General features: G+C 61.9%; 12 protein-coding genes. 9 read left to right on the forward strand and 3 right to left on the reverse strand.

Going from position 1 to position 15,458, the window contains the following annotated elements; all coding sequences use genetic code 11:
- Positions 1-53: 53 nt before the first annotated feature.
- From AC515T_RS26905 to AC515T_RS26915, 3 genes are all read left to right on the forward strand, one after another.
- Complete coding sequence (locus AC515T_RS26905) at positions 54-530, forward strand: thioesterase family protein (RefSeq protein WP_496530642.1); 477 nt, start codon at positions 54-56, stop codon at positions 528-530.
- A gap of 19 nt (positions 531-549) precedes the next feature.
- On the forward strand, positions 550-1,713 hold the full coding sequence (locus AC515T_RS26910; protein WP_496530643.1) for a gamma-butyrobetaine dioxygenase: 1,164 nt from the start codon (positions 550-552) through the stop codon (positions 1,711-1,713).
- Between the two features lie 380 nt (positions 1,714-2,093).
- Positions 2,094-2,354, forward strand: a complete 261-nt coding sequence (locus tag AC515T_RS26915) for a hypothetical protein (protein ID WP_496530644.1) — start codon at positions 2,094-2,096, stop codon at positions 2,352-2,354.
- A gap of 147 nt (positions 2,355-2,501) precedes the next feature.
- Here AC515T_RS26915 and gbdR read toward each other — a convergent pair whose 3' ends face one another.
- Together gbdR and AC515T_RS26925 are read right to left on the reverse strand one after the other, a co-directional pair.
- A complete protein-coding gene (gene gbdR / locus AC515T_RS26920; RefSeq protein WP_060740272.1) occupies positions 2,502-3,605 on the reverse strand; it encodes a choline metabolism transcriptional regulator GbdR in 1,104 nt (367 codons plus the stop codon).
- 505 nt (positions 3,606-4,110) lie between these two features.
- Positions 4,111-5,487 (reverse strand): L-serine ammonia-lyase, encoded by a 1,377-nt coding sequence (locus AC515T_RS26925; RefSeq protein WP_496530645.1) that lies wholly within the window; start codon positions 5,485-5,487, stop codon positions 4,111-4,113.
- Positions 5,488-5,912: 425 nt separating this feature from the next.
- On the opposite strand from AC515T_RS26925, the gene AC515T_RS26930 reads away from it, so the two are divergent.
- From AC515T_RS26930 to choV, 3 genes are all read left to right on the forward strand, one after another.
- Positions 5,913-6,860, forward strand: a complete 948-nt coding sequence (locus AC515T_RS26930) for a choline ABC transporter substrate-binding protein (protein ID WP_496530646.1) — start codon at positions 5,913-5,915, stop codon at positions 6,858-6,860.
- Positions 6,861-6,931: 71 nt separating this feature from the next.
- Positions 6,932-7,777: a choline ABC transporter permease subunit gene (choW, locus tag AC515T_RS26935; RefSeq protein ID WP_014340605.1), complete on the forward strand. Its 846-nt coding sequence runs from the start codon at positions 6,932-6,934 to the stop codon at positions 7,775-7,777.
- Positions 7,774-8,952 (forward strand): choline ABC transporter ATP-binding protein, encoded by a 1,179-nt coding sequence (gene choV, locus AC515T_RS26940; RefSeq protein WP_496530647.1) that lies wholly within the window; start codon positions 7,774-7,776, stop codon positions 8,950-8,952. Before choW ends, choV begins: the two co-directional genes overlap by 4 nt.
- Positions 8,953-9,282: 330 nt before the next feature.
- Here the strand turns inward: choV and AC515T_RS26945 are convergent, their stop codons facing one another.
- A complete protein-coding gene (locus AC515T_RS26945; protein ID WP_496533199.1) occupies positions 9,283-10,818 on the reverse strand; it encodes a BCCT family transporter in 1,536 nt (511 codons plus the stop codon).
- 365 nt (positions 10,819-11,183) lie between these two features.
- Here AC515T_RS26945 and betI point away from each other — a divergent pair, with 365 nt between their 5' ends.
- The 3 genes from betI (at position 11,184) to betA (ending at position 15,281) form a co-directional block, all read left to right on the forward strand.
- Positions 11,184-11,804 (forward strand): transcriptional regulator BetI, encoded by a 621-nt coding sequence (gene betI, locus AC515T_RS26950; protein WP_122566596.1) that lies wholly within the window; start codon positions 11,184-11,186, stop codon positions 11,802-11,804.
- Between the two features lie 79 nt (positions 11,805-11,883).
- Positions 11,884-13,356 carry a betaine-aldehyde dehydrogenase gene (betB, locus tag AC515T_RS26955; protein WP_496530648.1) on the forward strand — a complete coding sequence of 491 codons (1,473 nt, stop codon included), beginning with the start codon at positions 11,884-11,886 and terminating at the stop codon, positions 13,354-13,356.
- 221 nt (positions 13,357-13,577) lie between these two features.
- Entirely contained in the window at positions 13,578-15,281 is a 1,704-nt protein-coding gene (gene betA, locus AC515T_RS26960) for a choline dehydrogenase (protein WP_496530649.1), read from the forward strand.
- The last annotated feature ends 177 nt before the right edge of the window (positions 15,282-15,458 follow it).

Genomic DNA, 15,458 nt, shown 5'->3' on the forward strand with positions numbered 1-15,458 from the left:
AGCTTGCTCGCGATAGCGCCCGCCCAGTCACCACAACTGTCGGAACCAGGACCATGCCCACCCTCACTACCTACCAAACCCGCATCCTCCCCGAATGGGTCGATTACAACGGCCACCTGCGCGACGCCTTCTACCTGCTGATCTTCAGTTACGCCACCGACGCGCTGATGGACAGCCTCGGCATGGACAGCCAGAACCGCGAAGCCAGCGGACACTCGCTGTTCACCCTCGAACTGCACCTGAACTACCTGCACGAAGTGAAACTCGACGCCGAAGTCGAGGTGCACACGCAGATCATCGGCCACGACGCCAAACGCCTGCACCTCTACCACAGCCTGCACCTGGTCGGCGGTGATAAAGAGCTGGCCGGCAATGAACAGATGCTGCTGCACGTCGACCTGGCCGGTCCGCGCTCGGCGCCCTTCACGGAACCCACCCTGGACCGCCTCAAAGCCCTGCTCGACCAACAATCCGACCTGCCGCCCCCGGCGTACATCGGCCGGGTCATCGCCCTGCCCCCCGCCCGATAAGCCTCGCACAGGAGATCGCATGAACACCGCCGCCGCTTTTGCCGACTTCCGCCGTTATCCCCTGATCTTCGCGTTAACCGCCGCAACCCCCTTGGCCGACCAGGTGCAAGTGACATGGGCCGATGGCCGGACCAGCCCCTTTCATCACCCATGGCTGCGGGACAACTGCCCTTGCGCCCAATGCGTCTACAGCGTCACCCGCGAACAGGTGCTGGAAATCGTCGACGTCCCTGAAGACATGTCACCCAGGGCGGTCCGTCTCGACGCCGAAGGCTGCCTCTGCGTGGACTGGCAGGACGGCCACCAGAGCCGTTTCGATCCGGGCTGGTTGCGCGCCCACGCCTACGACGATCAATCCCGGGCCGAACGCCTGGCGAACAAACCCCGGCGCCAGCTGTGGCGGCACGACCTGCCACTGCCGGTGTTCGATTACCCGGCGCTGATGGACGATGCCGATGCGTTGCTGCAATGGTTGCTGGCGGTACGCGACATCGGCCTGACCCAAGTGCGCGGCGTGCCTACCGAACCCGGCTCACTGAAACGGGTTGCCCAACGCATATCCTTCATCCGCGAGAGCAACTTCGGCGTGCTGTTCAACGTGCAATCCAAGGCCGATGCCGACAGCAACGCCTACACCGCTTTCAACCTGCCGCTGCACACCGACCTGCCAACCCGGGAGTTGCAGCCGGGGCTGCAGTTCTTGCATTGCCTGGTGAATGACGCCGACGGTGGCGAGAGTATTTTTGTCGACGGTTTTGCCATCGCCGAAACCCTGCGCCAGGAAGACCCCGAGGCCTTCGACGCGCTATGCCAGATCCCGGTGGAATTTCGCAACAAGGATCGCCGCAGCGACTACCGCTGCCTGGCACCGATCATCGCCCTGGATGCCCTCGGGCAGGTCTCGGAAATCCGCATGGCGAATTTCCTGCGCGGACCGTTCGACACCTCGGTCGAGCAGATGCCCAGGCTTTACCGTGCCTACCGCCGCTTCATCGCCCTGACCCGCGAGCCACACTTTCGCCTGGTGCAGCGCCTCGAACCCGGCCAGCTCTGGTGCTTCGACAACCGCCGCACCCTCCACGCCCGCAACGCCTTCGACCCGGCCTCAGGGGCCCGGCATTTCCAGGGGTGCTATGTGGATCGGGATGAGTTGTTGTCGCGGATTCTGGTGTTTCAAAGGTAGACCGCGTAACGGCCATTCGCGAGCAAGCTCGCTCCCACATTGAATTTGTGAACGCCACAGAACCCCTGTGGGAGCGAGCTTGCTCGCGATAGCGCCCTGTCCGACAACCCATCACCACCTGATTCGCCCAGGCAAAAAAATCCCCGATCAAGCCGTGACAGGATCGGGGCAGGAGCGTTACTGGAGGAGCTGTCGCGCGAGGGTGACCAAACCATCGTGATTCAGCTTGGGGCCAGTGTGCCCAGTCCAGGCCTGGGCAAGTTAGCCGAAAACGACGCCTCCATAGTCATTCATGACATTGCGACCATTTGCCCTTGCCGCCGCTTCGGGTGGCTACCAGAATCGAGTCAGACCCCAATCCCTGAACAAGGAAAAGCGTCATGATGCACGCCGATTTGATCGACCAGGAAGACCTGCTGGGCCAGCTCAAGGCCCTGGGGTTGCAGATACCCAGCGGCGCCACTGCCGAGCAGGCCTGCGAATATGCCGTGCGAGGGCTGGACACGGCCCGCGCCAATGAACTGCGCCTGATGGTCAAAAACATGTACACCAGCAGCGCGACGATCCTGCCAGCCGTGCGCCAGGCGATCAATGAGCAGCTGTTACCGGCGTTGAGCGATTACCAGCAGACCCATAGCTGACCTTGTGGCGAGGGAGCTTGCTCCCGCTCGGCCGCGTAGCGGTCGCAAACCCGGCGCACGCGATATCCCTGGGACATCGCGAAATCAGGTTTTGGGGGGCTTCGCCCCCAGCGGGAGCAAGCTCCCTCGCCACAAAAGCCGTCGGTCTTAAAGCCTCACACTGGCAAACGTCGACTCATTGCGCGCCTGGCTCAATGCCGACAGCGGCCCGGACAACGGCGACAGTACCAGCGCCTGCGGCAGCGGCATCATCGCCACCTGTTGCGTGGTATTGGAACCGACGCGTTCGTCCCGTGGCGGAATGCCGAAGTATTCGCGGTAGCACTTGGAGAAGTGCGGGGTGGAGACAAAACCGCACACCGACGCCACTTCGATGATCGACATCGGCGTCTGCTTGAGCAGTTGCCGCGCACGAATCAGCCGCAGCTTGAGGTAATAGCGCGACGGCGAGCAGTGCAGGTATTTCTGGAACAACCGCTCCAGCTGACGCCGGGACACGGCCACGTACACCGCCAGTTCATCCAGGTCGATCGGCTCTTCGAGGTTGGCTTCCATCAGCGCGACGATTTCCTGCAACTTCGGCTGGTTGGTGCCAAGCATGTGCTTGAGCGGCACACGCTGGTGATCCTGCTCGTTGCGGATACGCTCGTAGACAAACATTTCCGAGATCGCCGCCGACAGCTCGCGACCGTGATCGCGACTGATCAGGTGCAGCATCATGTCCAGCGGCGCGGTGCCACCGGAGCTGGTGAAGCGGTTGCGGTCGAGGGTGAACAGGCGGGTGCTCATCGATACCCGCGGGAAAGCTTCCTGCATCGCCGCCAGGCATTCCCAGTGCACGCTGCAGTCGAAACCGTCCAGCAGGCCGGCGCAGGCCAGGGCCCAACTGCCGGTGCAGACCGCGCCGAGGCGACGGGACTGGCGAGCCTGGCTTTGCAGCCACGACACGTGTTCACGGGTCACGGTGCGCTGGATACCGATGCCGCCACAGACGATGACGGTGTCCAGAGGCGGCGCCTTGTGCATGGAGGCGTCGGGGGTAATCTGCAAACCGTCGCTGGCCCAGACCTGGCCGCCATCGACCGTGAGGGTGGTCCAGCGATACAGCTCGCGACCGGACAGCTGGTTGGCCATGCGTAGCGGTTCTACCGCGGACGCCAGGGAAATCAGCGTGAAATTGTCCAGCAGCAAAAAGCCGATGGATTGAGGCGCACGGTTCTGGGGTTGGGCCCCGGAGTTGGACGTCGTCATCGCGGTATCTCCTCACACAAAGCGGGTGATGGCCTCAGGCGGAGGCTCTTGTTATTGCCACGTTCTCTTGCGCGAGACAGGGCTTTATCGGAATAGAGCAATTGCCATGCCTAAAATTGAATGTGCGTTCAATAAATCCTGAAAACGACATCGCGACCTGTCTATATAAGGCGCGCATCGAGTGCAGGTTTCAGGTGCCATCAAGGGCGGCAGGTACCGATCACAGAAGGCTGTGAGCAGTTCGGTAGCACTTGTGGGAACTGGGCTGCGCGGCTTGCGCAAGGAGTAGCACCGCAGGTGCGGGTGACGGACGGTCGAGCGCGATTCAGCGGCTGGCTCGACAACCGAGGGCTTGTCTGTTTGCGACGCGCTAAAAGGTGGCGCATTTGTGGATGGGTGTTCATTTTACGAGCGATTTTCGATGTCGCGAATAAAGGGAATCTCTGTGGGAGTAAGCTTGCTCCCACAGAGCCCCTCTTGTGACAAAGGTTGTGCGAACGCGCTTTCAGCACTCCACCGCACTGACCGCCAAACCGCCGCGCGAGGTCTCTTTATATTTGTCATGCATGTCGGCACCAGTATCACGCATGGTGCGGATCACCCGATCCAGGGAGATGAAATGCTGGCCATCCCCGCGCAGGGCCATTTGGGCGGCATTGATGGCCTTGACCGCGGCGATTGCATTGCGCTCGATGCACGGCACCTGCACCAGACCGCCCACCGGGTCGCAGGTCAGGCCGAGGTTGTGCTCCAGGCCGATTTCCGCCGCGTTGCACAATTGCTCCGGCGTGGCCCCGAGGATTTCCGCCAGACCCGCCGCCGCCATGGCGCAGGCCGATCCCACCTCGCCCTGGCAACCGACTTCGGCGCCGGAAATCGATGCATTCTTTTTGCACAGGATCCCGACGGCCGCCGCGGCGAGGAAATAATCCACGACGTTGGCGTCGGTGACCGCTTCGCTGAATTTCATGAAGTAGTGCAGCACCGCCGGGATGATCCCCGCCGCACCGTTGGTGGGCGCCGTAACCATGCGCCCACCGGCCGCGTTCTCTTCGTTGACCGCCAGGGCGAACAGGTTGACCCACTCCATGGCGCTGAGGGTCGAGCCGATGACATTGGGCTTGTTCAGCTCTTGCAGGCTGCGGTGCAACTTGGCCGCCCGCCGACGCACATTCAAACCGCCCGGCAGGATGCCTTCGTGCTTGAGGCCCTGCTCGACGCAATCCTGCATGGCCCGCCACAGCTTCATCAGGCCACTGCGGATCTCTTCTTCGGAACGCCAGACCTTTTCGTTGGCCAGCATCAACTCGGCCACCCGCAAGTTGTGGGTACGGCATAACTCAAGCAACTCTTCGGCACTGGAAAAATCGTAAGGCAGCTCAGTGCTGTCCAGGTCCACCACGCCGCTGGAGGCCTGGGCCTCATCGACGACAAAGCCACCGCCAACCGAGTAATAAGTGTCACGGTGCAGCTCACCGTCGGCGCCTTCGGCCACCAACGTCATCGCATTGGGGTGGAATGGCAGGTTCTCGTCGATCAGGCGCATGTCCCGGGACCAGATGAACGGCACCGGCAGGCGACCGTCGAGCAGCAGGGTCTGGGTTTCACGCAGCAACTTGATGCGCGGGCCGATCTGCGACGGGTCGATAGCGTCCGGCCACTCCCCCATCAGGCCCATGATCACAGCGTTGTCGCTGCCGTGGCCGATGCCGGTGGCCGACAGCGAACCGAACAACTGCACCTCGAGCCGGCGCACATCATTGAGCAGGGCCTTCGCTTTCAGCGCTTCGACGAACAGCGCCGCGGCGCGCATGGGCCCCACGGTGTGGGAACTGGATGGGCCGATACCGATTTTGAACAAGTCGAAAACGCTGATTGCCATTGCCGATAACCTCCAGAACAGGCACATCCGGGCGCAGGAGCGTCCGGTGACGGAGCTGCTACGCTCAACGCCGGGATGGCCGCATCATCCGGTTTTTACCTGAGTGCCCGACGTCTGACACCGACGCAATCATGCCCACCAACGCCGCCGGTCCCCGCCCCCGGTTTTGCGGCGTTTTTCTGCGTATCAGAGGCCCGTCGGGGGCGGAAAAAATCTGTAAACGACGTCACCGACACTGGATGCGACCATCCCTGTACTGGATACGACCCACCCTGTAGGCGTCAGATTTGCACTGGTACATGATCGGTTACGGCTCGTTTGCAAGGCCGCGTGTCAGAGAGTGCCCACGCGCCACCAACCGCAACATCCAATTAAGCGCGGTTGTCCTGACCGGACACCGCCGATAAAACACCAGGAGTCCACCCATGAAAGGTTCCAAGCCGTTGTTGTTGGCCGCCATGCTGAGTCTTCCGATGCTGGCCAACGCTGCAGAACCCGAAAAGTGCAGCACCGTCAACTTCTCCGATGTCGGTTGGACCGACATTACCGTGACCACGGCGACCACCAGCGTGGTGCTGGACGCGCTGGGCTACAAGACCAAGACCACCATGATTTCCGTGCCGGTGACCTACAAGTCCCTGGCCGATGGCAAGAACATGGATGTCTTCCTCGGCAACTGGATGCCGACCATGGAAAACGACATCAAGGCCTACCGCGAAGCCGGCACCGTGGAAACCCTGCGCGCCAACCTGGAGAACGCCAAGTACACCCTGGCCGTTCCCGAAGAGCTGTATAACAAAGGCCTCAAGGATTTCGCCGACATCGCCAAGTTCAAGAAAGAACTGGACGGCAAGATCTACGGCATCGAACCGGGCAACGACGGCAACCGCCTGATCCAGAGCATGATCGACAAGAACGCCTTCGGCCTCAAGGACGCCGGTTTCAAGGTCGTCGAGTCGAGTGAAGCGGGCATGCTCTCGCAAGTCGACCGGGCCCAGCGTCGCAGCACCGCGGTAGTGTTCCTGGGCTGGGAACCGCATCCGATGAACACTCGCTTCAAGATGAAATACCTCACCGGTGGCGATGAGTATTTCGGCCCGAACTTCGGCCAGGCAACCATCTATACCAATACCCGCAAGGGCTACGCCCAGGAATGCAGCAACGTTGGTCAGTTGCTGAAAAACCTGGTCTTCACCCTGGACATGGAAAGCACGCTGATGGGCAACGTGCTCGACGACAAGATGAAACCAGAGGCCGCCGCCAAGGCCTGGCTGAAGAAAAACCCACAGGTACTCGATACCTGGCTCGCTGGCGTGACCACCATTGACGGTAAACCTGGCCTGGAAGCCGTGAAAGCCAAACTTGCGCAATAACTGCCTATGTTATGCCGGGCGAGTTCGCTCGCCCGGGCTGTTTATTCCCTTGCATGCGGACGTTCACTACCATGCTTATTGATCAGAAAATACCCTTGGGCCAGTACATCGCGGGCTTTGTCGAATGGTTGACGCAAAACGGCGCCAACACCTTCGACGCAATCGCGCTGTTCCTGGAAACGATGATTCACGGCGTGACGTTTGCGCTGACCTGGTTCAACCCCCTGGCCCTGATCGGCCTCATCGCGCTATTGGCGCACTTCATCCAGCGCAAATGGGGCCTGACCGTATTCGTCATCGCGTCCTTCCTGCTGATTCTCAACCTGGGTTACTGGCAAGAGACCATGGAAACCCTGGCCCAGGTGCTGTTCGCGACCCTGGTCTGTGTGCTGATCGGCGTGCCGCTGGGCATCGTTGCCGCGCACAAGCCGATGTTCTACACCATGATGCGTCCGGTACTCGATCTGATGCAGACCGTACCGACCTTCGTCTACCTCATTCCTACCCTGACCCTTTTCGGTCTGGGTGTGGTCCCGGGCCTGATCTCCACGGTGGTGTTCGCGATTGCCGCGCCCATCCGCCTGACCTACCTGGGCATCCGCGACGTACCGGACGAACTGATGGACGCCGGCAAGGCCTTCGGCTGCTCCCGTCGTCAACTCCTGTCGCGTATCGAACTGCCCCATGCGATGCCAAGCATCGCGGCCGGTATCACCCAGTGCATCATGCTGTCGTTGTCGATGGTGGTGATCGCCGCGCTGGTGGGTGCCGATGGCCTGGGCAAACCCGTGGTCAACGCACTGAACACCGCCGATATCGCCCTGGGCTTCGAAGCCGGCCTGGCGATCGTCCTGCTGGCGATCATGCTCGACCGAATCTGCAAACAACCCGACGCCAAAGTAGGGGGTGACGCATGAGCATAATTCGCTTTGAAGACGTTGATGTGATCTTCGCCAGGGACCCTCGCGAGGCCCTCAAGCTGCTCGACCAGGGCATGACCCGCAACGAAATCCTGAAGAAAACCGGGCAAATCGTCGGCGTGGAAAAAGCCAGCCTGGACATCGAGAAAGGCGAAATCTGTGTCTTGATGGGCCTTTCCGGCTCCGGCAAATCCAGCCTGCTGCGCTGCATCAACGGCTTGAACACCGTCAGCCGTGGCAAGCTGTTCGTCGAACACGAAGGCCGACAGATCGACATCGCCTCCTGCACCCCCGCCGAACTGAAGATGATGCGCACCAAGCGCATCGCCATGGTGTTCCAGAAGTTCGCCCTGATGCCTTGGCTGACGGTGCGCGAGAACATCAGCTTCGGCCTGGAAATGCAGGGCCGCCCGGAAAAGGAACGGCGCAAGCTGGTGGATGAGAAGCTCGAGCTGGTGGGCCTGACCCAGTGGCGCAACAAGAAGCCCGACGAACTGTCTGGCGGCATGCAGCAACGGGTCGGCCTGGCCCGCGCCCTGGCGATGGACGCCGACATCCTGCTGATGGACGAACCGTTCTCGGCCCTCGACCCGCTGATTCGCCAAGGCCTGCAGGACGAACTGCTGGAACTGCAGCGCAAGCTGAGCAAGACCATCGTGTTCGTCAGCCACGACCTCGACGAAGCCCTGAAGCTGGGCAGCCGTATCGCGATCATGAAGGACGGCCGGATCATCCAGTACAGCAAGCCCGAAGAGATTGTACTGAACCCGGCGGACGACTATGTGCGCACCTTCGTCGCCCATACCAACCCGCTCAACGTCCTGTGCGGTCGCAGCCTGATGCGCACCCTGGACAACTGCAAGCGCATCAATGGTTCGGTCTGCCTGGACCCGGGCGGCGACTCCTGGCTTGACCTGGCCGAAGGCAACACCATCAAGGGCGCCCGGCAGAACGGCGCGGTCCTGGACCTGCAAAACTGGGCACCGGGCCAGTCCGTGGAAGACCTGGGCCGGCGTCCGACCCTGGTGGATTCCAACATCGGCATGCGCGACGCCTTGCAGATCCGCTACCAGACCGGCAACAAACTGGTGCTCCACGATAACCAGAAAGTCGTCGGGATCCTGGGCGACAGCGAGCTGTACCACGCACTGCTCGGCAAGAACCTGGGCTGAGCCCACACACACAAAAACGCCGCGAGATGATCGCGGCGTTTTTGTTTGTGTCCTCTCAGGCTGGATGCTGATGCCTGGTTTGAAATGCTGATGCTTGGGTTTGAAATGCTGATGCTTGGCTTGAAATGCTGATGCTTGGGTTTGGAATGCTGACACCCGTGGCGAGGGAGCTTGCTCCCGCTCGACTGCGCAGCAGTCGCAAACCCTGGTTCACTTGGTCTGGCTGAAACCCTGCGGCGTCAGGCTTTGGGGTTGCTTCGCAACCCAGCGGGAGCAAGCTCCCTCGCCACAAAAAGCGTCCTTGCCACAAAAACAGGGTCAGACAGAACCTCAGCCAAAGACCCGGCCCAGCGCCGCCAACTCCGCCCGCTCCTGCTCGGCCTGCACATCCTGGCGCATGGCCTTGTGCAGCCCGAACATGAAGAACACCAGCACCACCGAGAACGGCAATCCGGCCAGCACGACCATGGTTTGCATGGCTTCGAAATTACCGGCGAACAGCAGGCCGATGGTCACCAGCGTGATTGCCACCGACCAGAAGATCCGCAACCAGTGCGGCGCATCTTCATCGACGTTACCGCCCTTGCACGAAAGGTTGGCCATCATCACCGCGCCAGAGTCGGCCGGGGTCAGGAACAACACAAAACCGACGAAGATCGACACACCGATCACAACCTTCGACGCCGGGTAATACTCCAGCAACTGGTAGATCGACATGGACGGCTGCGTCAGCGCCGTCTTGCCCAGTTCCACCGCCCCCTGGTTCATCACCAGGTCCAGGGCCGAGTTACCGAAGATCGACAGCCAGGCCAACGTAAAACCCAAGGGAATCAACAACACGCCCGCCACCAGTTCGCGCACGGTGCGACCCCGGGAGATACGCGCGATGAACATGCCGACGAACGGGGCCCAGGAAATCCACCAGGCCCAGTAGAACAGGGTCCACAGGCCCAGCCAGCGATCGGACTTGGCGCTGTCGTCCACATACACGTACAGGTCGAACGTCTTGAGAATCACACCGTTGAGGTAATCACCGATGTTCTGCACGAAGCCATTGAGCAAGTGCAGGGTCGGACCGAACAGCAAGACGAAAATCAACAAGCCACTGAACAACACGATGTTCAGGTTCGACAAGCGACGAATGCCGTTTTCCACGCCGGACACCGCCGCGATGGTCGCCACGGTGCTCATCACAATGATCACGATCAGCAGGTTGGTGTTGCTGTGTGCCATGCCGAACAGGTTTTCCAGCCCGGAGGCGACTTGCAGCGAGCCGATCCCTAGGTTGGTCACCAGTCCCAGCAATGTCACAAACATGCCGAAACCGTCCACCGCGTGACCGGCCGCGCCTTTGACCCAGCGCTCGCCCACCAGCGGATACAACGCCGAACGCAGCGCCAGCGGCTGGTTGTGCCGGTAGGCGAAATACGCCACGGCCAGGCCCACCAAGGCGTAGATCGCCCAGCCGTGCAGGCCCCAATGCAAGAACGTCAGCTGCACGGCCTGGCGGGCGGCCATTTGGCTGCCGGCCACGCCTTCGGGCGGATTGAAGTAGTGGTCCAGCGGCTCGGAGGCGCCGAAGTACAGCAAGGAAATGCCAATGCCGGAGGAAAACAGCATCCCGGCCCAGGCGCCGTAGCTGAAGTCCGGTGTGTCATCCTTGCTGCCCAGCTTGAGCTTGCCATAGGAGGAAAACGCCAGGCCGACCACAAACACCAGGTAAGCCGCGATCACGACCATGTAGTACCAACCAAAGCTGCGGGACAACCACGCCTGGGCGATGCCGAGCAATCGGCCGGCCTCCTGCGGGGCGACAATCAGGATGGCCGTCAGCAGCAGAATCAACGCGGTGGAGGTGTAGAACACCCAACCGTTGACCGTCACCTTTTGCGGTGGGGTCTTTATTAGAAAGGCAGAACTCATTGCACGGATGCTCCAGGCAGTGCGAGAGAAGGACAAGGCAACGCGGTACCCGACCAATCGGTCAGTGGGCAGCCGACCGGCGGATGTTATAAAGACACCCTTAAAGCCCTTGCCCCCGTAATGCGTGGGTCTTGGGTCCTTGATGTCTCGCTTCTGCGCCATTTACGCGTAGGAAATTTCGGCAAATCGCGACGAATTGTCGCAGAGCTTATTCTTTGTTGATTGAACGTTCAATCAAAACAAAATAGACTGGCCCTCGCCATGACGGACTGCACTCGTCCGCCTGCGGGCCTAAGGAGATGTGCTAGATGCCCAAGGTCGGTATGCAACCCATCCGCCGCCAACAATTGATCGAAGCCACGTTGCAAGCGGTCGATCAGGTCGGCATGGGGGATGCCAGCATTGCGCTGATCGCTCGTTTGGCCGGTGTCTCCAACGGCATCATCAGTCACTACTTTCAGGACAAGAACGGCCTGATCGCGGCCACGGCCCAGTACCTGATGAGTGTCCTGAGCGAGAACGTCACCGCGCGCCGCCAAGCGCTGGAGGATGCAAGCCCCCGGGCTCACCTCAAGGTGATCATCGAAGGCAACTTCGACGCCAGCCAGGTCAATGGCCCGGCAATGAAAACCTGGCTGGCCTTCTGGGCCACCAGCATGCACCACCCGTCTTTGCACAGGTTGCAGCGGATCAACGATCACCGTCTGTATTCCAACCTGTGTTGCCAGTTCCGCCGCGTGCTGCCCGTTGATCAGGCACGCAGCGCGGCACGGGGCCTGGCCGCGCTGATTGACGGTTTGTGGCTGCGCGGAGCGCTGTCGGGAGACGCGTTCGATACCGCCCAGGCGCACCAGATCGCTTACGAATACATGGATTTCCAACTGGCCAAGGCAGGGGCGCCAGAGCACACAGAACCGCTCGACTCCTGAACCGCCGCCGCAGCGCGTAGTCAGCTATAAACGACACGCTCGGTGGGCAGCCAACCACTCATGCACTTGCGAGGACTTTATGGCCCGTTTCGAACTGCAAAAACTCTACATCGATGGCGCGTACAGCAATGCCAGCGGCGACGCCACTTTCGAAGCCATCAACCCGGCCAACGGTGAAGTACTCGCCCTGGTGCAGCGCGCGACGTTCGAGGACGTCGAGCGCGCCGTGGTCAGCGCCGAAAAGGGCCAGAAAGTCTGGGCCGCCATGACCGCCATGCAGCGCTCGCGCATCCTGCGCCGCGCCGTGGACATCCTGCGCGAGCGCAACGATGAACTGGCCGCCCTGGAAACCCTCGACACCGGCAAGGCCTACTCCGAAACCCGCTACGTCGACATCGTCACCGGCGCCGACGTGCTGGAATACTACGCCGGCCTGGTGCCCGCCATCGAAGGCGAGCAGGTGCCGCTGCGCACCACGTCATTCGTCTACACCCGTCGCGAGCCCCTGGGCGTGGTGGCCGGTATCGGCGCGTGGAACTACCCGATCCAGATCGCCCTGTGGAAGTCCGCCCCGGCCCTGGCGGCTGGCAACGCGATGATCTTCAAGCCGAGCGAAGTTACCTCGCTGACCACCCTGAAACTGGCCGAGATCTACACCGAAGCCGGCGTTCCAGCAGGTGTGTTCAACGTATTGACCGGCAGCGGCCGTGAAGTCGGCACCTGGCTGACCGAACACCCGCGCATCGAAAAAATCTCCTTCACCGGCGGCACCGACACCGGCAAGAAAGTCATGGCCAGCGCCTCGAGCTCTTCGCTCAAGGACGTGACCATGGAGCTGGGCGGCAAGTCGCCGCTGATCATCTTCGACGACGCCGACCTGGATCGTGCCGCCGACACCGCGATGATGGCCAACTTCTACAGCTCCGGCCAAGTTTGCACCAACGGCACCCGCGTGTTCGTGCCGAGCCACCTCAAGGCCGCCTTCGAAGCCAAGATCGCCGAGCGCGTGGCGCGCATCCGCGTCGGCAACCCAGAGGACGAAAACACCAATTTCGGCCCGCTGGTGAGCTTCGCCCACATGGAAAGCGTGCTGGGCTACATCGAGAAAGGCAAAGCCGAAGGCGCGCGCCTGCTGTGCGGCGGCGGTCGCCTGACCGAAGGCGCATTGGCCAAGGGCGCGTTCGTCGCCCCGACCGTGTTCACCGACTGCACCGATGAGATGACCATCGTGCGTGAAGAAATCTTCGGCCCAGTAATGAGCATCCTCACCTACGACACCGAAGAAGAAGTGATCCGCCGCGCCAACGACACCGACTTCGGCCTGGCCGCCGGCGTCGTGACCCGCGACCTGAACCGCGCCCACCGCGTGATCCACCAGCTCGAAGCCGGCATCTGCTGGATCAACGCCTGGGGCGAATCGGCGGCCGAAATGCCGGTCGGTGGCTACAAGCAATCGGGCGTGGGTCGGGAGAACGGTATCAGCTCGCTGAACAACTTCACCCGCATCAAGTCGGTACAGGTCGAACTGGGCGATTACGCGTCGGTGTTCTGATCTGACACCGAGCCTGAGGCCGGGGCCTTTTGTGGCGAGGGAGCTTGCTCCCGCTGGGCCGCGAAGCGGCCCCGACTTCAGGCTCCAAGCTCATCCAGACAGAACACGGTCGCCCTGTTTGCGACTGCTGCGCAGCCAAGCGGGAGCAAGCTCCCTCGCCACGGAGAACGTGGCACTCGAGGAGCGCGACCTGAACCCAATTCAAAAAGAGGGTGCATTTCATGTCCCAAGAATTCGATTACATCATCATCGGTGCCGGCTCGGCCGGTAATACCCTGGCCACCCGCCTGACCGAAGACGAAGGCGTCACCGTCCTGCTGCTCGAGGCCGGTGGCCCGGACTATCGCCTGGACTTCCGCACGCAAATGCCCGCCGCCCTGGCGTTCCCGCTGCAAGGCCGGCGCTACAACTGGGCCTACGAGACCGACCCGGAGCCGCACATGAACGGCCGCCGCATGGAGTGCGGTCGCGGCAAAGGTCTGGGCGGTTCTTCGCTGATCAACGGCATGTGCTACATCCGCGGCAACGCCCTGGACTATGACAACTGGGCCAAGCTACCGGGCCTGGAAGACTGGACCTACCTCGATTGCCTGCCGTATTTCCGCAAAGCCGAAACCCGCGATATCGGCCCGAACGACTACCACGGCGGTGACGGCCCGGTCAGCGTGACCACGCCCAAGGCCGGTAACAACCCGCTGTTCCACGCCATGGTCGAGGCCGGCGTGCAGGCCGGTTACCCACGCACCGAAGACCTCAACGGCTACCAGCAGGAAGGTTTCGGCCCGATGGACCGTACCGTCACGCCCAACGGCCGTCGCGCCAGCACCGCGCGCGGTTACCTGGACGTCGCCAAGAAGCGCTCGACCCTGACCATCGTCACCCACGCCCTGACCGACAAGATCCTGTTCGAAGGCAAACGGGCGGTCGGCGTGCGTTACCTGGTGGGCGCCGCCGAAGAGCGCGTCGAAGCCCGGGCGCGCAAGGAAGTGCTGCTGTGCTCCGGCGCCATCGCCTCGCCACAGATCCTGCAACGCTCCGGCGTCGGCCCGGCCAAGCTGCTGGAAAGCCTCGACATCCCGGTGGTCCACGACCTGCCCGGCGTCGGCGAAAACCTGCAGGATCACCTCGAACTGTACCTGCAATACGCCTGCACCCAACCGGTCTCGCTGTACCCTTCGCTGCTCTGGTACAACCAGCCGGCCATCGGTGCCGAATGGCTGTTCAACGGCACCGGTATCGGCGCCAGCAACCAGTTCGAGGCCGGTGGTTTCATCCGCACCCGCCCGGAATTCGATTGGCCGAACATCCAGTATCACTTCCTGCCGGTGGCGATTAACTACAACGGCAGCAACGGCGTGAAGGAACACGGTTTCCAGGCCCACATGGGCTCCATGCGCTCGCCAAGCCGTGGCCGGATCCAGGCCAAGTCCAAGGACCCGCGCCAGCACCCGAGCATCCTGTTCAACTACATGGCGACCGAGCAGGACTGGCAGGAATTTCGCGACGGGATCCGCCTGACCCGCGAGATCATGCAGCAACCGGCGCTCGACCCGTTCCGGGGTCGCGAGATCAGCCCGGGCATCGACGTACAGACGGATGCGCAACTGGACCAGTTCATCCGCGAACACGCCGAAACCGCGTTCCACCCGTCCTGCTCGTGCAAGATGGGCACCGACGACATGGCCGTGGTGGACGGCGAAGGCCGCGTGCATGGCATGCAAGGGCTGCGCGTGGTAGACGCCTCGATCATGCCCATCATCACCACCGGCAACCTGAACGCGCCGACGATCATGATCGCCGAGAAAATCGCCGACAAGATCCGCGGCCGCAAGCCCCTGCCACGCAGCACCGCACCGTACTACGTGGCGGGTGACGCGCCGGTGCGCGGCAAGCCGTTGCGTGAAGTGGGACCAACCGCCCAGTAAGGCGCTGCACCGCCATCGCGAGCAAGCTCGCTCCCACAAGGGATCTGCGGCGGACACAGCTTTTGTGCCCGACAACCATCAACTGTGGGAGCGGGCTTGCTCGCGAAGGGGCCCTCACAGCCAACATCTTCTCTGCCTGTTACACCGCTTTCGCGAGCAAGCCCGCTCCCACAAGGG

This window comes from Pseudomonas sp. FSO-7 (genome assembly GCF_059579345.1).